We start from the raw sequence: 23,238 nt of genomic DNA on the forward strand, positions 1-23,238 counted from the left end.
GGGTGTCCGGTAAGCGAGGATCAGCGCCATGGACCTCCTGAACACGCTGGTGGACAAGGGGCTGCGGCGTGAGCTGCCGTCCCGCGAAGAAGCGCTCGCCGTGCTGGCGACCTCCGACGACGAACTGCTCGAAGTGGTGGCCGCGGCCGGAAAGGTGCGCCGCCAGTGGTTCGGGCGGCGGGTGAAGCTCAACTACCTGGTCAATCTGAAGTCCGGGCTGTGTCCCGAGGACTGCTCGTACTGTTCCCAGCGGCTCGGTTCCAAGGCCGACATCCTCAAGTACACCTGGCTGAAGCCGGACGAGGCGTCACAGGCGGCTGCCGCGGGGGTCGCGGGCGGCGCGAAGCGGGTCTGCCTCGTCGCGAGCGGCCGGGGTCCGACGGACCGGGACGTCGACCGGGTCTCGCAGACCATCGAGGCGATCAAGGAGCGGAACGAGGGCGTCGAGGTGTGTGCCTGCCTCGGGCTGCTCTCGGACGGCCAGGCGGAGCGGCTGCGCGAGGCGGGCGCGGACGCGTACAACCACAACCTCAACACGTCCGAGGGGACGTACGGGGACATCACGACCACCCACACGTACGCCGACCGGGTCGACACCGTGCAGAAGGCCCACGCCGCCGGTCTGTCGGCCTGCTCGGGTCTGATCGCGGGCATGGGCGAGAGCGACGAGGACCTGGTCGACGTCGTCTTCGCGCTGCGCGAGCTGGACCCGGACTCGGTGCCGGTGAACTTCCTCATCCCGTTCGAGGGCACCCCGCTCGCCAAGGAGTGGAACCTGACGCCGCAGCGCTGTCTGCGCATCCTCGCGATGGTCCGGTTCGTCTGCCCGGACGTGGAGGTGCGCATCGCGGGCGGGCGTGAGGTCCATCTGCGCGCGATGCAGCCGCTCGCGCTGCACCTCGCCAACTCGATCTTCCTCGGCGACTACCTCACCAGCGAGGGCCAGGCCGGCAAGGCCGACCTGGAGATGATCGCGGACGCCGGCTTCGAGGTGGAGGGAACGGAGACGACGACGCTGCCGGGGCACCGGGCGGACGCGGCGGCCGGCGGCGCGTGCGGCTCGCACTCCGGTGGCTGCGCACCGTGCGGCGACGGCGCATCCCAGGCCGTGGCCGAGGCCGGGCAAGAGGCCGGGCAAGAGGCCGGGCGAGGGGCCGGGCAAGAGGCGTCGGCCGCCCGTACGGATCTGGTGGCGGTCCGCCGCCGGGGTGCAGGGACGGACCTCGCGCCCAATGCGTGAGCCGTTGAACGCCCGGGAGCTGGTGGCCCTGGACCGCGCCCACGTCTGGCACCCGTACGGTCCGATGCCGGGCCGTACCGACCCGCTCGTCGTGGAGTCCGCCGACGGGGTACGGCTGCGGCTCGCGGAAGCCGCCCACGGGCAGCGGGAGTTGGTCGACGGGATGTCGTCCTGGTGGTCGGCGATCCACGGCTACAACCACCCGGTGCTCAACGAGGCCGCGCGCGGCCAGCTGGACCGGATGAGCCATGTGATGTTCGGGGGACTCACCCACGAGCCCGCCGTCCGGCTCGCCACCCGGCTGGTGGAGATCACCCCCGAGCCGCTCCGGCACGTCTTCCTCTGCGACTCGGGCTCGGTCTCGGTCGAGGTCGCCGTGAAGATGTGCCTGCAGTACTGGCGTTCGGTCGGCCGCCCGGCCAAGCAGCGGCTGCTGACCTGGCGCGGCGGGTACCACGGTGACACCTGGCAGCCCATGTCGGTCTGCGACCCCGAGGGCGGGATGCACGGCCTGTGGTCGGGCGTGCTCCCGCGCCAGATCTTCGCGGACGCCCCGCCCGGGACGTACGAGGAGTACGACCCGTCGTACGGGGACCGGCTGCGCGAGCTCATCGGGCGCCACGCGGACGAGCTGGCCGCCGTGATCGTGGAGCCGGTGGTGCAGGGCGCGGGCGGGATGCGCTTCCACTCCCCCGAGTACCTGCGGGTGCTGCGGGAGGCGTGCGACGCCCACGGCGTCCTCCTCGTCCTCGACGAGATCGCCACGGGCTTCGGGCGCACGGGCCGGCTCTTCGCCGCCGAGCACGCGGGCGTCTCGCCCGATGTGCTGTGCCTCGGCAAGGCGCTGACCGGCGGTTACCTCACGATGGCGGCGACGCTGTGCACGAGCCGGATCGCCGACGGCATCTCCCGGGGCGAGGTCCCGGTCCTCGCCCACGGCCCCACGTTCATGGCCAACCCGCTCGCGTCCGCGGTCGCCTGCGCCTCGCTCGACCTGCTCCTCGGCCAGGACTGGTCCCAGGAGGTCAAGCGCCTGGAGGCGGGCCTGCGCGAGGGCCTGGCGGAGGCGGCCACGCTGCCGGGCGTCCTCGACGTCCGCGTCCTCGGCGCCATCGGCGTCGTGCAGTTGGACCACCCCGTGGACATGGCTGCGGCGACGGAGGCGGCGGTGCGGGAGGGCGTATGGCTGCGGCCGTTCCGCGACCTCGTGTACACGATGCCGCCGTACGTGACGGGCGACGAGGACCTGGCGCGCATCACGCGCGCGGTCCGCGCCGCGGCGGCGGCGGCGGGGTGACGGTCGGGGCCTTCCGTGACTGGGGGCAAGCCCCCAGACCCCCGTACGGCCTTCGGCCGTGTCCTCAATCGCCGGACGGGCTGAAAATCGCCGGCGATTGAGGCGCGGGGGTCCGGGGGCGGAGCCCCCGCTCGACGGACAACAGCCGTACAACCAGGAGCAGCACACATGACCATCCTCGTCGTCAGCGGCACCGGCACCGAGATCGGCAAGACCGTCGTCACCGCCGCCGTCGCCGCCCTCGCCACCACCCGCGGCCGGACGGTCGCGGTGCTCAAGCCCGCCCAGACCGGCCTCGCCGCCGGGGAGACGGGTGACGCCCAGGAGGCCGCGCGGCTGGCCGGGAGCGGGGCGGCGAGCGTCGAGCTCGCGCGTTTTCCCGAACCGCTGGCCCCCGCGACGGCCGCGCGGCGCGCCGGCCTGCCCCCCGTGCGGCCCCAGGACGTGGCCGAGGCGGCCCGGAAGCTCGCCGCCGAGCACGATCTCGTCCTCGTCGAGGGCGCCGGTGGCCTCCTCGTACGCTTCGACGACCGGGGCGGCACGCTCGCCGATGTCGCCCGCCTGCTGCGCGCCCCCGTGCTCGTCGTCGCCCCCGCCGGGCTCGGCACGCTGAACACGACCGCGCTCACCGCCGAGGCGCTGCGCGCCCGCTCGCTGGAGCCGCTCGGCGTCGTCGTCGGCAGCTGGCCCGCCCGGCCGGACCTCGCCGCCCGCTGCAACCTCGCCGACCTGCCGGAGGCGGCGGGCGCGCCGCTGCTGGGCGCGGTGCCGGAGGGCTCGGGCTCGCTGCCGCCCGCCGCGTTCCGCGCCGCCGCCGCGCGCTGGCTGGCCCCGCGGCTCGGTGGCCGCTGGGACGCGGAGTCGTTCGCCGCGTCCGTAAGCTGACCTGCATGCGAGCACGTATCGAGGAGATCGTCTTCGACTGCGCCGAGCCCCTGCCCCTCGCCCGGTTCTGGTCCGCCCTGCTCGGCGGCGAGGCGGTGGAGCGGAGCGCGGACTGGGCGTACGTCGACCCGCCGGAGTTCGTACGCGTCGCCTTCCAGCGGGTGCCGGAGGGCAAGGCCGCCAAGAACCGGCTCCATCTGGACCTGGCCGCGGGTGACGTCGAGGCCGCGGCGGCCGAGGCCGCACGGTACGGCGCGACCCTGGTCGGCGGTGTGGTCATGGACGACTACGGGCGTTTTCAGGTGGTGCGGGACCCGGAGGGCAACGAGTTCTGTTTTGTGGGCGATTGATGGGCTGACGGGCGCCGTCCCGGGGGACAATTTCCCTATCCGGCCCACCGGGTCCGTCCGGTCGTGCCGGTCGTCGGAGGAGGCCCACGATGCCGCTGCGCCCTGCGAAAGTCCCACGGGACGCCGTCCACCACCCCGTCTTCGCCCGCTTCTACGCGCGGATGAGCGTGGCCGCCGACACGAAGGGCGGAATCGCCGCCCACCGTGCGGAGCTGCTCTCCGGGCTCTCCGGCCGGGTCATCGAGATCGGCGCGGGCAACGGGCTGAACTTCGCGCATTACCCGCGCGCCGTCTCCGAGGTCGTCGCCATCGAACCGGAGCGCACGCTGCGCCGGTTGGCGGCGACCGCCGCGCTGCACGCAGACGTCCCCGTGGACGTGGTGCCGGCGGCCGCCGAGGCGCTGCCGGTGAAGAGCGAGGCGTTCGACGCCGCCGTCGTCTCGCTGGTGCTGTGCACGGTGCGGGACCTGCCGCGGGCGCTGTCGGAGATCAGGCGGGTGCTGCGCCCCGGCGGTGAGCTGCGCTTCTTCGAGCACGGTCTGGCGCCCGGCGGAGGCGCGATGGCGCGGGCGCAGCGGGTGCTGGACCGCACGGTGTGGCCGTTCCTGTTCGGTGGCTGCCACACGGCCAGGGACCCGATCGCGGCGCTGGACCGGGCCGGCTTCGGCGTCGGTGAGTACCGCAGGCTGCGCATCCCGGAGAAGGGGCCCCGACTTCCCACGTCCTTCGCCGTGCTGGGGGTGGCGCGCCGGCCGTTCGAGGACGGTCAGTGACACCAGTGGCGCAGCTCGTCCGCGATGGCGCGGACGTCCGCCTTGCCCTCCTTGACCAGCCGGGCGAGGTCGCGGACCTGCTCGGGCGAGGTGGCGACCTTCAGCCCGGAGGCGACGAGGAAGCCGTAGGCGACGGCGGAGGCGAACATCGCGTTCGAGCGCTCCAGCGCGGGCACATGCAGCAGCAGCTGGAGCAGGGACGCGGCGCGGCTGTGCGGATCGCTGTAGACCGGGGTGCCGAAGATCTCCGCCTCGTGACGGCTGACGGCGGCGACGAGCGCGCCCCAGTCGGTGACCTGCGGGTCGCCGGGCGTCTTGTGCTCGGCGACCATGAGGAGCCAGGCGAGGTCGATCGACAGGTTCAAAGCGCGCCCTTGCGCCGCTTGTTCCCCGTGTCCGCGCCCACGCCCGCCGCCGGGCTCGGGGCGGACGCCGGCCGGGGACCTGCCTCGGCGCCGTCGGCGCCGAACTCCTCCGTGAAAACCGACTCGTACTGCTTCATGAAGTCGGCCGCGGCCTCGACGAAGGTCCGTCCCACCTCGCCGGCGTCCTGCTTGACGAGCTCCTCGATGTACCGGTTCACGCTCACCCCGCGCTGGTGCGCCCGCCGCCGCGCCGCCTCCGCGGTGGTCTCGTCCACGCGTACGTTCAGCTGAGTCTTCGCCACACCGCCACGCTAGCGCGGTGCCGCTAGCACCGCCAGCTGCGGGTAGGGCCCTTACGCTCGGGGTACGCAGCACGGAGTACGGGAGCCGAGACGCCCACGACGGCGACGCCCACGATCCGGGAGGCAGCCTTGTCCACCCCTGCCCCAGCACCCGCCCAGGACCTTCCCGCGGATCCCCCGCTCGCCGCACGCGCCCGCGGCCTCACCAAGGCGTACGGATCGGGCGAGACGGCGGTCCTCGCCCTGGACTCCGTGGACGTGGACATCGCGCGCGGGCGGTTCACCGCCGTGATGGGCCCGTCCGGCTCCGGCAAGTCCACACTGATGCTTCCCCTCGCTGCGCTGGGGAGACCCCAAGCCTCGCCGGTCTCGACACGGTCTCCGCCGGGCAGGTCTGGCTCGGCGCGACCGAGATCACCGGGCTGCGCGAGCGCGAGCTGACCCGGCTGCGGCGGGACCGAGTCGGGTTTGTGTTCCAGGCGTTCAATCTGCTGCCGACGCTGACGGCCGCCGAGAACATCACCCTGCCGATGGACATCGCGGGCCGCAGACCCGACCAGGAGTGGGTGGACCGCGTCATCGACACGCTGAGGCTGCGCGACCGGCTCTCCCACCGGCCCGCGCAGCTCTCCGGGGGACAGCAGCAGCGCGTCGCCTGCGCCCGCGCCCTCGCCTCCCGCCCGGATCTGATCTTCGCCGACGAGCCGACCGGCAATCTGGACTCGCGGTCGGGGGCGGAGGTGCTCGCGTTCCTGCGGGAGGCCGTGGACCGGCTGGACCAGACGGTGGTGATGGTGACTCACGACCCGGGGGCGGCCGCCCACGCCGACCTCGTCCTGTTCCTCGCCGACGGACGGATCGTGGACGTGATGCACGGACCGACCGCCGAGACCGTGCTGGAGCGGCTCAAGCGCTTCGACTCGCTGCGCAGGAGCTGACGCCCGGCTGCCGAGACCCGATGACGAGACCCGATGACGAGACCCCGATGCCGAGGCGCCGATGCTGAGAACCCCATGCTGAGAACCCGATGCTGAGAGCGACGCTGCGCAGCTTCTTCGCACACAAGGGCCGGCTGATGCTGTCGGCCCTCGCAGTGGTGCTGTCGGTGGCGTTCGTCAGCGGTTCGCTGATCTTCTCGGACACGGTGGCCCGTACCTTCGACCGGCTGTTCGCCTTGACGGCGGCGGACGTGACGGTGTCCCGAAGGACGGGGCTCGACGAGTACGTGCCCTCCGGCGCGGTCCGTACGGTCCCGGCGTCGCTCGCGCGGCGGATCGCCGCGGTCGACGGGGTCGCCCGCGCCCACGTCGACGCGGCCGTCCAGAACATCACCGTCGTCGACGAGCGGGGCGAGCCGGTCGGACCGACCACCGGCGCGCCGACCATCGCCGCCAACTGGTACGTCACCGAGCGCAGTCCGGTGGAGCTCACCAGCGGGCGCGCGCCGCGCGGCCCCGGTGAGGCGCTCCTGGACGCGGACACCGCCGCCGAGCGGCACCTGGGCATCGGGGACAGGCTGACCGTGCTCGCGCAGCCCGGCTCGTTCACCGTGCGGATCGTCGGCATCGAGACCTTCACCACCACCAACCCCGGGGCCGCGCTGCTCCATCTGGACACCGCGACCGCGCAGCGGGCACTGCTGGGCCGGCCGGACGTGGCCACCTCGATCTCGGTCGAGGCGGCCGACGGGGTGCCCGACGCGGTGCTCAAGCGCCGGATCGCGGCCGTGCTCGGGGACGCGTACGAGCTGAGGACCGCGGACGAGCAGGCCGAGTCGGAGATCGAGCAGCTGGGCGGCTTCCTCGATGTGATCAAGTACGTGATGCTCGGCTTCGCCGGGGTCGCCGTGCTGGTCGGGATCTTCCTGATCGTCAACACCTTCTCGATGCTGATCGCCCAGCGCACCCGTGAACTGGGCCTGTTGCGGGCGCTGGGCGCGGACCGGCGCCAGGTGCGGCGCTCGGTGCTGACCGAGGCGGTGCTGCTCGGGCTGGCCGGGGCGACAGCGGGACTCGCCGCGGGCATCGGCCTGGCTGCCGGACTGATCGAGCTGATGGGCCTGTTCGGGATGAATCTGCGGGCCGCCGAGATGGTGATCGGGGCGGCCACCCCGGTCGCGGCGTACACCGTCGGGCTCGGCGTCACCTTCGTCGCCGCCTACCTCCCGGCCAGGCGCGCGGCCCGCGTCTCGCCGATGGCCGCGCTCGTGGACGCCGAGGTCGCGGGCGTGGGTCGGCCGCTGACCGTGCGGGCGGTCGCGGGCGCTCCGGTCGGGGCCGCGGGTCTCGCCGCGCTCGCGGGGTGTGCGGCGAGCGGGCGGACTGCGACCGCGTCCTGGCTCCTCGGGCTGGGCGTGGTGCTGACGCTGATCGCCGCCGTCGTGTCGGGGCCGCTGCTGGTGCGGCCGGTGATCCGGGTGCTGGGCGCGGCGTTCCCCCGGCTGTTCGGCGCGGTCGGGCGGATGGGCCGGCGCAACGCGCTGCGCAATCCGCGCCGTACGGGAGCGACGGCCGCGGCCCTGATGATCGGGCTGGCGCTGGTGGCCGGCCTGTCGGTGGCGAGCGCTTCGATGACACGCTCCTTCGACCGGCAGATCGACCGCACGCTGGGCGCCGACTTCGTCGTGCAGAACACCAACTTCCAGCCCTTCCCGGCCGAGGTCACCGAGAAGGTGCGGGGTGTGGCGGGCGCGGGGACGGTGGTGCGGCAGCGGTTCACGCCGCTCGCGCTCACGCTGCCGGACGGGGAGCGGATCGAGTCGACCGCCGCCGGGTACGACCCGGAGCTGGACGAGGCCGCCAACGTCACGTACACGAGCGGCGACACCCGGGCGGCGCTGGCGGCGGACGCGCTCGGCATGGACCGGGACTTCGCCTCGGAGCACGGGGTGCGGGTCGGGACGGTCCTGCCCGTGGAGTTCCCCGGCGGGCGGCGGGCGCGGCTGACGGTCGGCGCGCTGACGGACATGGACCAGGCCACGGGACCGGGGATGCGGGGCGGCCTGTTCATGGGCCTGGCCACGCTGGAGCGCCGGGTGCCGGGCGGTCAGGAGAGCGCGCTGTACGTCAACGCGGCGGCGGGCACCGGCACGGACGAGCTGCGGACCGGCCTGGAGCGGGCGCTGGATCCGTATCCCCAGGTGCAGGTGCGGGACCAGGCCGACTACAAGGAGCTGGTGCGGCAGCAGATCGCCGTGCTGCTCTATCTGGTGTACGCGCTGCTGGGGCTGGCCATCGTGATCGCCGTGCTGGGCGTGGTGAACACGCTGGCCCTGTCGGTGGTGGAGCGGACCCGGGAGATCGGGCTGCTGCGGGCGATCGGCCTCTCACGTGTGCAGCTGCGCCGCATGATCCGGCTGGAGTCCGTCGTCATCGCGGTCTTCGGCGCGGTACTCGGTCTTGCGCTGGGGATGGTGTGGGGAGTGGCGGTGCAGCAGGTGCTGGAGCTGGAGGGCATGACCGAGTTCGCCGTGCCGTGGGGGACGCTCGTCGCGGTCGTGGTGGGCTCGGTGGTGGTGGGGCTCGTCGCGGCCGTCCTTCCGGCGCTGCGGGCATCACGGATGAACGTGCTGGCGGCGATCGCGCACGAATAGCGAGGGGTTGAGACGGTGAGGCCGTTCCGGTTCGCGGTGAACATGGTGACGCCCGCGGAGGGCGAGGAGTGGCGCACACGGTGCCGGCGGGCCGAGGCGCTCGGCTACGACGTGATCCTGGTGCCCGATCATCTGGGCATGGTCGCGCCGTTCCCCGCCCTGGTCGCCGCGGCCGGGGCCACCGAGCGACCGCGGCTCGGCACGTTCGTGCTCAACGCCGCCTTCTGGAACCCGGCGCTGCTCGCCCGGGAGATCGCCACCACGGACGCGCTCACGGGCGGCCGGCTGGAGGTGGGGCTCGGCACGGGCTATGTGAGGGAGGAGCACGACCGGGCGGGGCTGGAGTTCCTGCCGCCGGGCCGGCGGGTGGACCTGCTGACGCGTACGGTCGAGGAGGTCGGCCGGCTGCTCGCGGACGGGGACCACGTGCCGCGTGCGGTGCAGCGGCCGCGGCCGCCGCTGCTGATCGGCGGGAACGGCGACCGGGTGCTGCGGCTGGCGGCGGAGCACGCGGACATCACCGCGTTCACCGGGGCCCGCACGGCGAAGGACGGCACGCTGCTGCCGCTCACTGCCGAGGAGCTGGACGAGCGGGTGGCGGCGTACCGTTCGTTCGAGGCAGTGTCCGGGCGGCGGACTCCGGCCGAGCTGAATCTCCTGGTCCAGGCACCCGTGGTCACCGACGACCGGCGGGCCGCGGCCAAGGAGTTGCTGCCTCGGCTGCCGCAGCTGACGGAGGAGCAGCTGCTGGAGCTGCCGCTGCTGACGATCGGCACGGTGGAGGAGATCGCCGCCCAGCTGAGGGCGCAGCGGGAGCGGTACGGCTTCTCGTACATCACGGTGCTCGATCCGTACATGGAGGCGTTCGGGCAGGTGGTCGAGGAGCTGCGCGGCCACTGAGCGCACGGGCGAGCGGGCAGGCGGGGCCACAGCACGAGCGGGCGGGGTGGCGGCGCGGGCGTGCGGGCGGGGTGGCGGCGCGGGGGTGCGGGCGGGGCCACAGCGCGGGCGTGCGGGCGGGAGCGGACCTGCGGCGCGTACCGCATGCCGGAACGGCGTCGACGGCGCCGCACGGGCAGTGGTGGGATGGCGGCCATGACCGATCTGCGGATACGGGCCGCCACGCCCGCCGATCTCGACGCCGTGCTCGCCTTCTGGAAGGTGGCCGCGGAGGGCACCAGCATCAGTGACGACCGGGCAGGCGTCGAGCGGCTGGTCGCGCGCGACCCCGAGGCGCTCATCCTCGCCGAACGGGGCGGTGAGCTGGCGGGCACGGTGATCGCGGGCTTCGACGGGTCGAATTTTCTGTCCTCACAAGATAGCCCCGGGACGTGGACCACAGGGGTGTGGCCGCAGCGGGACCAGGTGCGGGTGGTCGGCGGCGTCATCGAGAATCTGGCTTCGTCCTCGAAGACGAGCCAGGCGTCGAGCGCCGCCACGGTCCTTCCACCTGGGGCCAGGTCTCCCCACCCAGCCGGCCACCACGTTCTCGTCCCGCTCGATCGCACGCCGGGCGGGAACCTGGCAGGTCCAGCCGTGCCGCTTGAGCAGGGCAGCCACCCCTTGCACGGTGTAGCTCTTGTGGAACCGACGCCCGATCAGCGTCTTGATCCGTGACAGGGTCCAGGTCTGGTCCAGCCAGCCGTGTGCCACTGGCCCCTTGGCCAGCTGCCGCTCCAACACGGCGAACAGTTCGTCGCTGAGCAGCGGCAGCGATGCCGGGCCCTTCGAGGCCAGGGCTCTCGATCCGGCCTGCGACCAGGCCTTGCGCCAACGCTGTACCGACCGGACGCTGACCCGCAGGTCGTGAGCGATGACCGCGTTCTCCTCGCCCAGGGCGAACCACCCGGCCGCCTCCATCCTCAACCTCTCACGGAAGGCCCGCCGTTCGTCGGTCAACCCGCCCCCCTTGCGCGTACCTCATGCAGTCGGATACCGCAGGGATCACGAGACGTCAGCCTCTACGACACCACGCTTTGAAGGTCAGTAACGCTCGGCAGCGACAGCAGAGCCCTTCGGCCGCGGCCGTCTAAACGGCCGAGGTAGAAGGAAATCCTTTAGGTGACGACAGTCAGGGCGGCCTGTCGGTACAGAAGACAGGCCGCCCTAGATCGAATCAGTTATCGGGATCTGGTTCGACGTTCTCCAGGTGCGACCACAGACCGCTCAGGCCGAACCTGGACAAGTATTCTTCGAGGAATACGAAAGGAGGGGTGTTCGTGGGCTCTCCCGAGTCCCACACGGTGTCGCATTCCTTGCATACGAGGAACTGATCCTGCCTTCCTCGAACGCGGCGGGAGACAACCCATCCCTGCTCGCATCTGGGACACCAGATCATTCTTTTCTCCTAGAGTTGCGGGAAAGCTGTGATGATCCTAGTGGTGCCTGGCACCACTACGACGCGAATCTTTTTCTCGCCGGCTGTACCAACCACTCTGTTCAGATTCACAACGTACTTGGCGGGATCTGATGGGTCGGGTGCGCCCCTCTTGGTCCATGCCTCGTCGAGCAGCGCAAGGATCTTCGCCTGGTCAGGGTCCGCAAAGACACCGTGTGTGGGCTTGGACGGATCCGGAACAGCATGCGCCATGACGTGGGTCAGTCGATGGCCTTCGGCGGATCCAGGGCCGAAAATCAGCCCTGCTGGCGACCTGAAACGATCTCCGCCGAGGTCTGTGAATCCTACGGGGCAGCTGGCATTGTGCACCAGGATGGGCGTGCTTCCCGCCAGTACATAGAATGTGTGCAGATCGCCAACGGTCAGCGTGTAAGTCCGCTCGTTCTTCGCGAAGGGCTCGCTATTCTGAATCGTGACCGCGGTTCCGTCGAAAGACTGAAGGGTCATCCCCTGACGAAGATCGCCAGCCTCGATCCAGGCCCTTTCTGATGGTGACCAGAAAGGATGTTCCTTCGTTGCTGTGATCTGCTCCTGACTCGTAGAGGTTGCGATTGTGAGCGTGTTGAATGACTTGTCATGCTCGGTGACGATGACATTGGTGACCGTGCGCTGCCCCCGCTCGCCAGACTCCGGGTCGGCGGCAATCACGGAATCGCCGCTGTTGACAGCCTCGATGTTCTTCGTGGAGCCGTCGCCCATCAGCACCTTAGTTCCCGCCAGGAAGCATTGGAAGCATAGGATCGCCTTTGCTGCCCGTGTCCCCTCGGCGACGTCCTCTAGGGCATCCCATCCCTTTTTGAGAAGCTTCACCTTTCCGACTGGGAGCACCCCCACGGCTGCCCAGATACATTGTGCGAGTGTTGGGTTGTCAACGCATTCGATGATGTCGTTGATGCCGAGCCCCTCGCCAATAACCAGCCTGGCCAGCTCGGCTGATGGTTTTGGCATGACTATGGGTTCGCCGGCGAGTGCACAGACCGGAAGATGGTCCTTGGCCATGTACGCGTAGCAAGTGGGCTTGCTCTCTCTTTCCTTCTTTCGCTGCTCCTCAGCCTGCCGGCGTGCTTCGGCTTCTTCGGCCTGCCGCTTCTTGACGACGTCCTTCCAGGCTTGGTTGGCCAGGCTGTTGGCTTCCTCGGCGCTCTTACCTGCGTCCAGTGCAGACACGCGGGCATCCACTGCGGCATCGCCAGCAAGTTCTGCGGAAGTACGTGCGTATTGTGCGGAGAATTCGGCTTGGGCTGCGGATTCTTCGGCGGCGATGGCGTCTTGTTCGGCGCGGTTGGCGGCGTTGCGGGCGGTGGTGGCGGAGGTGGCTGCTTGGGCGGCGCTGGTTTCGGCGTCGTCGGCTGCTGCGTCGGCCTGTGTGGCGTACTGGGCTGCTTGGTCGGCGCTCTTCTGGGCCTCGGTGGCCGCCGTCGCGGCTTCAGCCGCGGCCTGGTTGGCCTCGGCGGCCGCCTTGGCGGCGAGCCAGCGGTTCTGCTGGGCCTTGGCCGCGATGATGCCGCCTTCGGCGATCAGACGCTGGACCTGGGCGATGTGGGTGTTGGCGAGCTGGTCCTTGCGGTCGGCCATGTACTGGCCGGCCTGGACGAATGTGTGAAGCTGGTCGGCCGGTCCTGACAGCGCGATCTTCGCCGCGGCTTTGACCTCGGGCCCGCCGTCGTTGAACAGCTTGCTGGCGGTCACCCGCTCGTCGGTGTTGCGGGTGGCGTACTGGCCGCTGTTGAGGAAACCGAGCAGGGCCTGAGTGCTGCCGTCCTCCAGCGCTGCCCTGGCTGCTTCCTTCACCGCGGTGTCACCGTCGTTGTAGATCTTGCTGACCTCGACGCGGTAGTCGGTCTCGGCGACCTGGTGTCGGCCGGTGGTGTAGAAGCTGCGGATCTGCTCGTCGGTGCCGTCCAGCACCTCGGTGGCCGCGGTGCGCACGGCCTCGTAGGGGCTGGTGGAGGCGATGTCGGCGACCTGCTGGCGCATCTCGTCCTGGACAGCCTTGTCCCACCCGGTGCGCAGGTACTCCAGGACGTCTGCGTCGGTGCCGGACAGAGCCCGAGCAGCGGCTTCCTGGCGCCAAGACCCGAAGTACTCCAACGCCCGCAGGGCAACCTCGCGGCCCTCGTCGGCGATCGCCGTCTGGTCGGCGTCCGGCTTGGCGAGCTCGGCGGCCAGGGCCTTGGTGTCGCCCTCGATCGCCTGACCCTCCACGACCGTCTTGGAGATCTCAACGGTGAAGCTGCTCGCGATCGTCGTCTGTGACTTGGCACTCTCGACGGCCGCGGCGGTGCGGGTGTTGAGGTCTTCGGCCTCGGTCTCCCGCGCGATGTCGAAGGTCGTCTTCGCCATCGCCACCGCGGCCGCAGCCGCATCGGCGGCAACCTTGGCAGCGTTCGCCTGCTTCGTCGCCTCCGCCGCATGATTGGCTGCCTCACCGGCATGCTCAGCCGCTTCATCGGCGGCATCCGCGGCGTTCTCAGCGTGAGTGGCAGCCGAGTTGGCAGCATCACGGGCCTCGTTCGCGGCGGTGGCCGACTTGCGCGCCAACGCCTCGGCAGCGTTGGCCGCACGGTTGGCCTCGTTCGCATGCCGACGGGTCTCCGCCGCTGCGGCCCGGGCCTCGGCCGAGGAAGCACCGGCCGCATCCGCGTAGTCGGCTGCTTCGTCGGCAGCATCGGCCGCGGTGTTCGCGTTGCCACTGGCACTGCGGGACGCCGCCGCCGCCTCGGCAGCCGCGAGCGACGCCTTGCTGGCCTGCTCGGCAGCCTTCGCGGACTTCCGGGCCAGTGCTCCCGCATCCCGGGCGATCTTGGCCCGGTCACGGGCGGCCTGAGCCTGGGACGCGTCCTTGCCCGCGGCGATCGCCGCATTCGAGGCACGTGTGGCCGCATCGGCCGCAGCCGCGGCCGCACTCGCGGTCTGCGCCGCAGCCAGCGCAGCGATCCGCGCCGAACGGTTGGCGGCATTAGCCGCACCGATCGCCGTCTGCGCCGCATCAGCCGCGGCCCGGGCGGCATCGGCAGCCTGCTTGGCCTTCACCGACGCACGCTTGGCATCATCCTTGGCAGCCTCGGTCTCCGCAGCAGCCTTCTGCGCCGCCTGCTTGGCCAACTCCGCCGCAGCGATCGCCTTGCCGGAGGCCTCCTGAGCCGCCTTGGTCGCATCCTCGGCCTGCTTGCCGGCCTTCTCAGCCTGCTCCGTCAGCTGCGCAATGGTGGCGTGCTCCTGGTCGCGGTTCCGCGCGACAAACTGGCCCACCTCAAGAAACTCAACTACGTCGGCCGGCGTACCCCTGAGCGCGAGCATGGCGGCCGCCTTCACATTCGGCCCACCACTGTTGTACAGCTTGGAGGTCTCGACCCGGTCGTCGGTCTCCCGCGCCTTGTACTGACCAACCTGAAGGAACTTCTTGACATCCTCCGGCGTCCCCTGCAGCGCCGCTTCACCAGCGTCCTTGACCGCCACGCCGCCGAAGTTGACAACCCTCGAGGTTTCCACCCGCATGTCCAGCTCATGCGGAGCCTTCCACCCGTCCTTCAGGAACGCTTCCACGTCCGCGGGCGTGCCCTGCAACGCCTGCTTTGCCGCCTCCCGCACCGCCAAACCGCCAGCATTGAGTACTCGGGAGACATCCACCCGGTCGTCGATCTGCTGAATCGCAGGCGCATCCGCAAGGAACTGACGGATGTCGTCATCGGTGCCGAGAAGCGCCTGCTCGGCCGCTTCCTGGATGCCCACGCCGCCGGTCATCCAGTAGTCGACGACCAGTTCGCGATCGGGGGGCGAGGCCGGTTCGTCGGCTGAGGCCGGCGACACTCCCAGCAGCCCGGCCGCGAGCGCGGCGGACAGCACCGTCGCACATGTCGTCCGCGACGCGAGAACCCAGGATGCCGGTCTGTGTCGAAGCCTGAAGGTTCCCCTCGAACCTATAGAACGAAATCGCTGCTTCACCCAACTACCCTTCTTTGACTCAAGAGATCATCTATTTATCCGCCTAGATCCTTACATGGAACAAATGTCCGCTTTGGCCTGCATCGTGACGATGCGGCACCATGGCGGGTTATTGTCAACTGCGAAGGGAACTGGCGTGCACTCGGCCACCCCGCCCTCTCGTGTGAATGAGCAGGGGAGAGGGCTTCACGTGGATCTTACATATGCTTTACTTCAGCCAACTGGAGGGCAGCGTTCCGCCTTGCTCTCAGTCGGCTCACTTCCTGAGAGGACCCCCATGGCGATACCCCGTGCCCGGAAGACGCTTCTGGCAGGGCTCACCGCAGCGATCGTGGCGTGCCTCGGCGCCACTGCCCTGGCTGCCCCGCAGACTGTTCCGGCCGCGCCCCGTGCAGCTGGTGACATGCCGCTCGCTGTCGAGGACTTCAACTACCCCGGCGCCGACAAGCTCCTCCAGGAGCGTCAGATCACGCTGAAGCGCGGTGACGGCCACATCATCCTCACCGACATCACCGACAAGAACGAGTGCTGGGCGGACCCCGCGAACATCCTGGTCGAGTCCTTCCTCGGCAACTTCTGCTTCAGGACCAACGCCACGACCGGCTACCTGACCATGGAGCTTCCCAAGACCTTCAACCTCTGGACCGGAGACCAGCCGATTCAGGCCACCCTGACCGCTGAGGGCGAGGAAACTGTCGTCCAGGCCCCCGCGAACGAGCTCACCACCGTCGGCATCGCCGGCGACACCGGCAAGCAGTCCGCCCTGGTCGAAATCCGCCTCAAGGGCTGACCAGAGCTGCCCCCGCCCGCTCTACGCTCGAGCCCCAGGAAAAGACATTCCGCGCTCGCGGGGCATCAAGGCCAAACGATGTATGGACTGCAGCGCCCCGTCTTCGGCTCATGCCGTTGAGCCCTGCGCCTGACGTGCCCCTGCCTCCGAATGACTGCGGCGAACGGGCAACGTGGCAGCCAACGAACACTGGTACGTCGGTGCATCGACAACAGGGTCCTGAGCTTGCTGCACGCCGAAAGGTCGCAGCGGGTACTGACCGCGTATGGATGTCCCTTTCGCGCCGACAGCGCACGGGAAGACCGCTCGGTGACTCGCTTGAACCACATGCGTAGGGAACAGAAAGTGCCTGAAATACGTCGACGCTTTGCCGTTGTGGCGAGCGTCATCGCGGCGGTAACCGCCTCCGGTGTGCTTACCGCGTCGCCCGCCAGTGCCGTCGCCGGTACGGCCGTCGCGGATAACGCTTACGCGTTCACCGCACGTCTCCAGATCGGCGACGACGAGGACACGATGCGCGCCTGTTCCGGCGCCCTTGTCGACGCCCAGTGGGTGTTGACCGCCGCGTCCTGCTTCACGGGCGGGCTCACCGAACTCGCCCCCGGCAGGCCGGCGGAGAAGACGGTCGCGACGATCGGCCGCGCTGATCTGACCGGCACCGACGGGCACGTCAGCGAGATCGTCGATCTCGTGCCGCGTGCCGGCCGGGACATGGTGATGGCCCGCCTGGCCTCCCCCGCCACCGGTATCACCCCGGTGACCGTGGCCACCATTCAGGCGACGCAAGGTGACACGCTCACGGTCGCCGGTTACGGCCGTACCAAGACGGAGTGGGCGCCGCTCAGGCTCCACACCGCCGCCTTTGCGGTCAACGCGGTCACCGACACCGAGGTGAACATCGCCGGCAAGACCGCGAACGACGCGATCTGCAAGGGCGACACCGGAGCCCCGCTCCTACGCGACCACAACGGCACCCCCGAACTCGTCGGCGTCAACAGCCGCTCCTGGCAGGGCGGTTGCTTCGGCACCGACCCGGCCGAGACCCGCACCGACGCCGTGTCGGCGCGTGCGGACGATGTGGCCTCGTGGATCGGGCAGCTGCGTCTGGCGCCTCTGGTCGAGCAGGTCACCGACGTGGTGACCAGTGCCGATTTCAATGGTGACGGTCGTCAGGATGTTGCCGCGGTGCTCGCCGACGGTTCGCTGCACGCCTTCTACGGGCGCGTGGACGGCACCCTCCAGTACGGCCGCGACCTGTGGCGCGACAAGGGCTGGAAGAGCATCAAGAAGATCATCGGTGGTGACTTCAACGGTGACGGGAAGGCCGACATCGCGGCCATCTCCGCCGCCGGGGTGCTGCTGCTCTACCCGGGTACGAGCCATGACGGCAAGCTCGGCGACAACCGGCCCATGTGGACGGACAACAGCTGGAGCAGCGACCGGCCGGTCACCCGCTTCAAGGTCGACTCCTCCGGCCGTGACGGTCTGGCCGTGCAGGCCGCCGACGGTGCGCTCTACGGCTACCCCAGCAACACTGACGGCGTTCTGACCGGTGCCCGGCTGAACCTGTGGCACGACAAGTCGTGGACCAAGCGCCACATCGCCGCGGGCGACCTGACCGGCGACGGCTACGACGACATGGTCGCGGTCGCACCGGACGGGAAGCTGCACCTCTACCCCGGCACCGCCCAGCACGGGCTCGGCGCCGCACGTCAGATATGGCCCGACACCACCTGGCTGGGGATGAAGACCGTCCTGGCCGGTGACGTCAACGGCGACGGCAAGGGCGACGTCATCGGCCGCGTGAACGCCGGTGGCCTGTACGGATACGCCGGCGACGGCACCGGAACCATCGCCCCCGGCCGCCTGATGTGGCCCACCATCACCTCGGCCAGCTGACACCTCTTCGCCGTCTGGCCTGTATTTCCAAGGAATCCATCATGTCTTCGAGACGTCCTCTAGCCGCAGTGGTGGCGAGCGCCATCGCGGCCATAGCGGCTGCCGGCACTATCACCGCCGGTCCTGCGCACGCCGTCACCGGCACCCCTGCCACCGACAGCACCTACGCCTTCACCGCACGCATCGAGATCGGCGACAACGACGACACCCGCCGTGCCTGTTCCGGTGCCCTCGTCGACGCCCAGTGGGTCCTGACCGCCGCGTCCTGCTTCACCGGTGGGCTCACGGAGCTCACGCCGGGCAAGCCGGCGGAGAAGACGGTCGCGACGATCGGCCGGGCCGATATCACCGGAACTGGCGGCCACGTCAGCGAGGTCGTCGACCTGGTGCCCCGCGCCGGTCGCGACATGGTCATGGCCCGCCTCGCCACCCCGGCGACCGGTATCACACCGGTCAAGATGGCCACCACCCCGGCCGCGGGCGGGGACACGCTCACCGTCGCCGGCTACGGCCGCACCAAGACCGAATGGGCACCAAAGAAGCTCCACACCGCCAGTTTTGCGGTCAACGCGGTCACCGACACCGAGCTGAACATCACCGGCAAGACCGCGAACGACGCCATCTGCAGCGGCGACACCGGCGCCCCGCTCCTGCGCGACAACAATGGCACCCTGGAAGTCGTCGCTGTCAGCAGCCACTCCTGGCAGGGCGGTTGCTTCGGCACCGACGCGACGGAGACCCGGACCGACGCCGTAACTACCCGGGTCGACAACATCACCCTCGGCAACCGCCTGAACGCCGGTCAGCAGCTGCTCTCGGGTGACAGCCTCGTCTCCGCCGTGACCCGGTTGACCATGCAGCCGGACGGCAACCTCGCCATCACCAACCCTGGCGGCAAGACCCTGTGGTCCACAGGCACCGGCGGCAACCCCGGCGCCACGGCCGAACTCGGCACCGACGGCAATCTCGTCGTCCGCAACGCGGCCGACACCGCCACCCTGTGGGAGTCGAAGACCACCGCCACCGGCGGCTACGCCATCCTGCAGAACCGCGGCAACCTGGTCATCCACGATGCCCAGAACGCATCCCAGTGGTCCAGCAACAGCGCACCGCGCCGTGACGTCAACGGCGACGGGCTCAGTGACATGACCGACTGGTACGAGTACACCGACGGCAAGGACGGCATCCACACCTTCGCCGGCACCGCCGACGGGACCTTCGCCGCTCCGTTCCAGGCCTACAAGAGCACGGGCAACAACTGGACGATGAGCCTGTCCCAGCGCGTCCAGGGCGACTTCAACGGCGACGGCCATGCAGATGTCGCAATGATCTACGACTACCCGGACGACACAGCGAAGTTGTGGACGTTCCTCGGCAAGACTGACGGCGGTGTCCAGTCGCCGACCGCGTCCTGGACCTCCCCGGCAGGCACCTGGGACCCGACCCGCTCCACCCTCCATGTCGGTGACTTCAACGCCGACGGCCGCGACGACATCGCCGCTTGGTACGACTACGCCGACGGCTCGGACGCCCTGTTCACCTTCGTCGCCAACCCCGGCGGTGGCTTCGCCGCCCCCGTAAAGAGCTGGTCCGCACCCAACAACTGGTCCGCCTCCATGGCCAAGTACATCACCGGCGACTTCAACGGTGACGGCCGCGACGACATCACGATCCTCTATGACTACGCTGCCAGCGCCGTCAAGCTGTGGACGTTCACCGCCAATCCCACGGGAGGCTTCAACGCCCCCGTACAGGCGTGGAGCCACGACGGCTGGGGTGACTGGGCCCGCACCGCCGTCTACGCCGGCGACTTCAACGGCGACCGACGCGACGACGTGGCCCTCTGGTTCGACTACCCCGACGGCCGCGACACCGTCTACTACACCCTGGCGGGCAACACCGACGGCACCTTCACCTCCCCCCAGGCAGCCATGACCATCCCCGCCGGCACCATGACCTACCAGTCGATGCAGATCGTGCCCGGCGACTACAACGGCGACGGCCGCGACGACCTCGGCGCCATGTACGGCTACAGCGACGGCAACGTCAAGATGTTCACCTGGCTCTCCAAGCCCGACAACACCCTCGACGCGGTCAAGTTTGGCTGGACCAGCCCCACCACAACCAGCTGGACCTACTCCCTGACTCACTTCATCCGCCAGGACAGCTGAAACACCCCAACCGACCGCTGCGCCCCTACCGGACCTCATCCGGTAGGGGCGCAGCGTCACCTGCAGGGCAGCTCCCACGCACGACCACCCCACCAGTCCGCACCCGACACCCTGCGTGCCCTTACCGAGCGCGCCCTGCGCACATTCTGTGACGGAGCGGTAACCCTTCCCGACCCTATGCCTTCTCTGCGGTGCGCCCACTGTTCTCAGGGTGCCACTTGTGTGGAAGGCAAGCCTGGGCGTCGGCGCTCCTTGGCCACCTTTGTGGTGCTGGTACACGGAGTAACCGCTCTCCTCACCCCGAGAACCTGGCGCCGCTTGTTCACTTTTCGCAACATTGCATCGACTGCTGGATACCTGGGACTCGCTGCCCTGGCCCGGTCTGACCTATGACCAGCTGGCCCAACGGTCCCCAGTGGGTCGGGCGACCCTCGCACGGGCAACCAGCGGTCGGGCACTGCCGTCCCGTTCCGCCGTCGCCGCCTTCCTCGACGCCGTAAAGGCTCCCCCGTCAAAGCGTGCCGCAACGCTCCAACTGTGGGAGCACGCCAGCGCCGACCTTCGCAAAACGGAGGAGGAAAGCACTGACTACCTCGTGAAGGCGCTTCACGACCTGCACGAGCGAGCTGGTCGGCCTTCCATGCGCGAGATCGCCAACCGAGCGGGACAGAGTGTGAGCCATCAGACGATCCACCGGGTCATGTCAGGCGAGGTGGTCCCCTCGGCCGGGACGCTGGATGCCGTGGTCACCGCGCTCACCAATCACCTATCGCCCGGCAGAACGCAGCAAGTCGCACACACTCTTCCAACAACTTGCCCAAACGATGTATCGCCCCACCGGCGATAAGCCCCGTGAGCCGGTCCATCGCGCTGGATCGGCGCCTGCCGCCCCATCGAGCAATGTGGCCTTCCAGCACGCGCTGAATCTGATGGAACGACTGCTCGACGTCAACCGGCGCCTGGAAAAGGAACTGCGGGAGCGTACACCCTCCACTGAGGAGTCTGACCAGCTCCTCGACGAGGCTCGACGCACCCGACACTGGGGGACTGCGCTCATTCGGCAACTAGACGAGGAGGGACGGGGTCCCGCGACGCCGCCTTCCTCTCAGAACGCAACCCAACGCACTCAGGCGATCATGGTCGCGGCTGCCCTTCTCGAGGGGACTGACGCGGCACACCTGAGCGAGAACATCGACCGGCTGTTGGCGCTCAGGAACGAGTTGGCCCATGACGCTGCCCCGCTCGATGGAGACTGACGGCAAAGACATAGCCGCGCAGGAGGCCAACTGGGGAGGGTCCGCAATTCTCCCCCTCTGCCCCCGCACCAACGCTCTGGACGTGGTCCTTCGACGTCATCCTGGGCTCCGCGCTGATCGCCGCGGTGGCCGGCGTCGGCCTGTTCGTCCTTGGCCTGGACCGCGCCACCGGGGGCGCTAACTCTGGTCACGCTCGCGGCGCGGGCCGCACTCTGGGGGAAGGTCTTGGTGTACCACGCCCCGGCCTGATACCCGGGGGCGCCCGGGCGGGGACAGCCGGGCACGTCCTCGTGCTCGCGCCGCTCGGCGGGCAGATGGCGCAGTGCGGCCACTGCCGGCCGGAGTCCACACGGCGGGCCCCGGCACAGCGAAGGGGTCGTTCACCCGTATGCGGGTGAACGGCCCTTTCCGTGTATCAGCCAACGCTCTCCACCTCCGCAGGAGCAGCTGAAGCGGGAACAAATGCACCGCTCCGCCAGCGCGGCGCCGGAACCTCGCGGAGCGGTTCTCCCGCTGAACGACCGGCCCGGCCACTCGGTCACGGCGGGCAGGTCTCCGGGAACGTGCAGACGCCAAATCGTGTGCCTGCCACGAATCGCAAGAGTTCTCTGCACTTTCGCGGGGGATGACTCGGGCTTCCTTTCATAAGAGCGCAGCACTACAACTTCCTTGTACAAGATGGAGTGATGTCCGTGTCTGCCAACCACAAGTCGTCCGCCGGCTACCTCGAGGCGCACCGGGGGAACCCTGAGCAGCGGGCCGCCGACCGCGAGTTGTACGAGCAGCTGGTGACCGACGGCTTTACCGGTCCGCGGTTCGAGCTTCTCCGCGAAGACCTTTGGCTGTACGGGTGGCGCGTCCTGCGGAGGTGGATGCGGGAGGGTGAGATCATCGCCCGCTGCCGTGAGAGCGACATCTACTTCTTCGCCCCGTACACGGAAGTGGAGGAGATGATGCGGCGCGATGAGGTCCGCGTCGACATCGCCGGGCTCTGCTTGGGGAAGGCCGTTCCCCTGTTCATGCGTCTGCTCTCCCAGGGACGCTGGAACCCGGAGGGAGGCGCGTCCATCCGCACCTTCTTCATTGGCCTGTGCCTCGCCTGCTTCCGTGACGCGTACCGGGAGTGGGCCGGCCCGTACCGCCGCCGCCTTGCGGAAGTCCTCCACCCCGACGTCATCGGAGGGTTCCCCAAGGTCAGCCTCGCCCCGGAACCCGCGGCGCAGATGCTGTTCCGCGACACGATCGACACGATCCTGGCCGACGCCTCGTGGGAGGAACGGGCTGTCTGCATGTTGATGCTGACCACCGGTGCCACGCAGGAACAGATCGCGCAGCGGCTCGGCACCACACGCAAGGCGGTGGAGCGCCGCCTCGGCCGTATCCGGCGCCGGGCCCAGGAACTCGCCGCTGCCGGCGTCATCATGGTCCCCTCGGTCAGTTCGGCGGTGGCCAAGTGATGGGCGGCCCGCTCGATCTCCGTGCCGTGGTTCTGATGATGGCCGGCGCGGTCACGGCGTACGTCGCCTACCTTCACCCCGACGTGGGCGTGGCCCTGCTCGTCGGAGCGGGGGTGGTGACGCTGCTGTACCTGCTGATGGGCTCCGGCGGGAGCGGATCGGCCCCGCCCCGCTGACCGGTGGTCACCGTCTGGCGAGGAGGCGCCGGTTCGCGCTCGGCGCCTCGTCCGACTCTCCTCGCCCTGCCGTACCTGGGGCGTTGACATACCCGTAGGCGGAAATCGATTCGAGCCTGTCAGAACCCCCGCGTATGCTGTGTGTCGTTCCTCTCCGGCCCATGCGTGGATGAGGTAACGGCTTCGCGACCTGGGATGGTTGGTCGGCAGCCGCAGATGTTCCTGCGGAGCGACGACGTACAACAGGGCAGCCGCTTCGAGCTTCTGTGTCGGCAGTGGCTCGCTTTCGACACCTGTCCTGGTGGTGTCGGACTGCGAGCTGCCTTCACAGGCTCAGGTCCG

17 protein-coding genes and 3 pseudogenes are annotated in these 23,238 nt (G+C 69.6%); 16 read left to right on the top strand and 4 right to left on the bottom strand.

Features of this window, described 5'->3' with window-relative positions; genetic code table 11:
- Positions 1–28 precede the first annotated feature (28 nt).
- The 5 genes from bioB to KK483_RS03145 all read left to right on the top strand — a co-directional run bounded on the left by bioB (position 29) and on the right by KK483_RS03145 (position 4,545).
- The gene (gene bioB, locus KK483_RS03125) at positions 29–1,240 is read left to right on the top strand and encodes a biotin synthase BioB (protein WP_262003503.1); all 1,212 of its coding nucleotides are present in this window, start codon (positions 29–31) and stop codon (positions 1,238–1,240) included.
- A complete protein-coding gene (locus KK483_RS03130; protein ID WP_262003505.1) occupies positions 1,233–2,537 on the top strand; it encodes an adenosylmethionine--8-amino-7-oxononanoate transaminase in 1,305 nt (434 codons plus the stop codon). The genes bioB and KK483_RS03130 overlap by 8 nt, the downstream gene beginning before the upstream one ends.
- A 168-nt stretch (positions 2,538–2,705) precedes the next feature.
- Positions 2,706–3,422, top strand: a complete 717-nt coding sequence (bioD, locus tag KK483_RS03135; RefSeq protein WP_262003507.1) for a dethiobiotin synthase — start codon at positions 2,706–2,708, stop codon at positions 3,420–3,422.
- Positions 3,423–3,427: 5 nt separating this feature from the next.
- Positions 3,428–3,772: a VOC family protein gene (locus tag KK483_RS03140; protein WP_262003509.1), complete on the top strand. Its 345-nt coding sequence runs from the start codon at positions 3,428–3,430 to the stop codon at positions 3,770–3,772.
- 89 nt (positions 3,773–3,861) lie between these two features.
- The gene (locus KK483_RS03145) at positions 3,862–4,545 is read left to right on the top strand and encodes a class I SAM-dependent methyltransferase (RefSeq protein WP_262003511.1); all 684 of its coding nucleotides are present in this window, start codon (positions 3,862–3,864) and stop codon (positions 4,543–4,545) included.
- Here KK483_RS03145 and KK483_RS03150 read toward each other — a convergent pair.
- Together KK483_RS03150 and KK483_RS03155 are read right to left on the bottom strand one after the other, a co-directional pair.
- Positions 4,539–4,910 (bottom strand): fic family toxin-antitoxin system, toxin component, encoded by a 372-nt coding sequence (locus tag KK483_RS03150; RefSeq protein ID WP_262003512.1) that lies wholly within the window; start codon positions 4,908–4,910, stop codon positions 4,539–4,541. The genes KK483_RS03145 and KK483_RS03150 overlap by 7 nt on opposite strands.
- A 92-nt stretch (positions 4,911–5,002) precedes the next feature.
- Positions 5,003–5,212 (bottom strand): annotated as a pseudogene (locus tag KK483_RS03155) (antitoxin); the annotation flags it as partial.
- A gap of 129 nt (positions 5,213–5,341) precedes the next feature.
- Here KK483_RS03155 and KK483_RS03160 point away from each other — a divergent pair.
- The 4 genes and pseudogenes from KK483_RS03160 to KK483_RS03175 all read left to right on the top strand — a co-directional run bounded on the left by KK483_RS03160 (position 5,342) and on the right by KK483_RS03175 (position 10,421).
- Positions 5,342–6,150: pseudogene (locus tag KK483_RS03160) on the top strand (ABC transporter ATP-binding protein).
- A gap of 89 nt (positions 6,151–6,239) precedes the next feature.
- On the top strand, positions 6,240–8,804 hold the full coding sequence (locus KK483_RS03165) for an ABC transporter permease (RefSeq protein WP_262003516.1): 2,565 nt from the start codon (positions 6,240–6,242) through the stop codon (positions 8,802–8,804).
- Positions 8,805–8,819: 15 nt separating this feature from the next.
- Positions 8,820–9,704, top strand: coding sequence for a TIGR03621 family F420-dependent LLM class oxidoreductase (locus KK483_RS03170; RefSeq protein WP_262003518.1), 885 nt, complete (start codon positions 8,820–8,822; stop codon positions 9,702–9,704).
- A gap of 195 nt (positions 9,705–9,899) precedes the next feature.
- Complete coding sequence (locus KK483_RS03175) at positions 9,900–10,421, top strand: hypothetical protein (RefSeq protein WP_262003520.1); 522 nt, start codon at positions 9,900–9,902, stop codon at positions 10,419–10,421.
- Here the strand turns inward: KK483_RS03175 and KK483_RS03180 are convergent.
- Positions 10,332–10,664, bottom strand: a pseudogene (locus KK483_RS03180) (winged helix-turn-helix domain-containing protein); the annotation flags it as partial. The gene KK483_RS03175 and the pseudogene KK483_RS03180 overlap by 90 nt on opposite strands.
- Before the next feature lie 487 nt (positions 10,665–11,151).
- On the bottom strand, positions 11,152–15,048 hold the full coding sequence (locus tag KK483_RS03185) for a polymorphic toxin-type HINT domain-containing protein (protein ID WP_262003521.1): 3,897 nt from the start codon (positions 15,046–15,048) through the stop codon (positions 11,152–11,154).
- Between the two features lie 376 nt (positions 15,049–15,424).
- On the opposite strand from KK483_RS03185, the gene KK483_RS03190 reads away from it, so the two are divergent.
- The 7 genes from KK483_RS03190 to KK483_RS03215 all read left to right on the top strand — a co-directional run bounded on the left by KK483_RS03190 (position 15,425) and on the right by KK483_RS03215 (position 22,896).
- Entirely contained in the window at positions 15,425–15,937 is a 513-nt protein-coding gene (locus KK483_RS03190) for a hypothetical protein (RefSeq protein WP_262003523.1), read from the top strand.
- A 375-nt stretch (positions 15,938–16,312) separates the two neighbouring features.
- Entirely contained in the window at positions 16,313–17,836 is a 1,524-nt protein-coding gene (locus KK483_RS03195) for a trypsin-like serine protease (RefSeq protein ID WP_262003524.1), read from the top strand.
- Between the two features lie 41 nt (positions 17,837–17,877).
- Complete coding sequence (locus tag KK483_RS03200; protein ID WP_262003526.1) at positions 17,878–20,007, top strand: FG-GAP-like repeat-containing protein; 2,130 nt, start codon at positions 17,878–17,880, stop codon at positions 20,005–20,007.
- Positions 20,008–20,344: 337 nt separating this feature from the next.
- Positions 20,345–20,854 (top strand): helix-turn-helix domain-containing protein, encoded by a 510-nt coding sequence (locus KK483_RS35445; protein ID WP_399013171.1) that lies wholly within the window; start codon positions 20,345–20,347, stop codon positions 20,852–20,854.
- Between the two features lie 55 nt (positions 20,855–20,909).
- A complete protein-coding gene (locus KK483_RS03205; protein WP_262003528.1) occupies positions 20,910–21,263 on the top strand; it encodes a hypothetical protein in 354 nt (117 codons plus the stop codon).
- A 692-nt stretch (positions 21,264–21,955) separates the two neighbouring features.
- Entirely contained in the window at positions 21,956–22,720 is a 765-nt protein-coding gene (locus tag KK483_RS03210; RefSeq protein ID WP_262003530.1) for a hypothetical protein, read from the top strand.
- Positions 22,720–22,896: a hypothetical protein gene (locus KK483_RS03215; RefSeq protein ID WP_262003532.1), complete on the top strand. Its 177-nt coding sequence runs from the start codon at positions 22,720–22,722 to the stop codon at positions 22,894–22,896. Before KK483_RS03210 ends, KK483_RS03215 begins: the two co-directional genes overlap by 1 nt.
- The last annotated feature ends 342 nt before the right edge of the window (positions 22,897–23,238 follow it).

This window comes from Streptomyces sp. FIT100 (genome assembly GCF_024584805.1).
Taxonomy (GTDB): Bacteria; Actinomycetota; Actinomycetes; order Streptomycetales; family Streptomycetaceae; genus Streptomyces.

Coding starts and splice junctions, on each gene's coding strand:
- bioB (WP_262003503.1), top strand. CDS start 29: ATGGACCTCCTGAACACGCTGGTGGACAAGGGGCTGCGGCGTGAGCTG.
- KK483_RS03130 (WP_262003505.1), top strand. CDS start 1,233: ATGCGTGAGCCGTTGAACGCCCGGGAGCTGGTGGCCCTGGACCGCGCC.
- bioD (WP_262003507.1), top strand. CDS start 2,706: ATGACCATCCTCGTCGTCAGCGGCACCGGCACCGAGATCGGCAAGACC.
- KK483_RS03140 (WP_262003509.1), top strand. CDS start 3,428: ATGCGAGCACGTATCGAGGAGATCGTCTTCGACTGCGCCGAGCCCCTG.
- KK483_RS03145 (WP_262003511.1), top strand. CDS start 3,862: ATGCCGCTGCGCCCTGCGAAAGTCCCACGGGACGCCGTCCACCACCCC.
- KK483_RS03165 (WP_262003516.1), top strand. CDS start 6,240: ATGCTGAGAGCGACGCTGCGCAGCTTCTTCGCACACAAGGGCCGGCTG.
- KK483_RS03175 (WP_262003520.1), top strand. CDS start 9,900: ATGACCGATCTGCGGATACGGGCCGCCACGCCCGCCGATCTCGACGCC.
- KK483_RS03190 (WP_262003523.1), top strand. CDS start 15,425: ATGGCGATACCCCGTGCCCGGAAGACGCTTCTGGCAGGGCTCACCGCA.
- KK483_RS03200 (WP_262003526.1), top strand. CDS start 17,878: ATGTCTTCGAGACGTCCTCTAGCCGCAGTGGTGGCGAGCGCCATCGCG.
- KK483_RS03215 (WP_262003532.1), top strand. CDS start 22,720: ATGGGCGGCCCGCTCGATCTCCGTGCCGTGGTTCTGATGATGGCCGGC.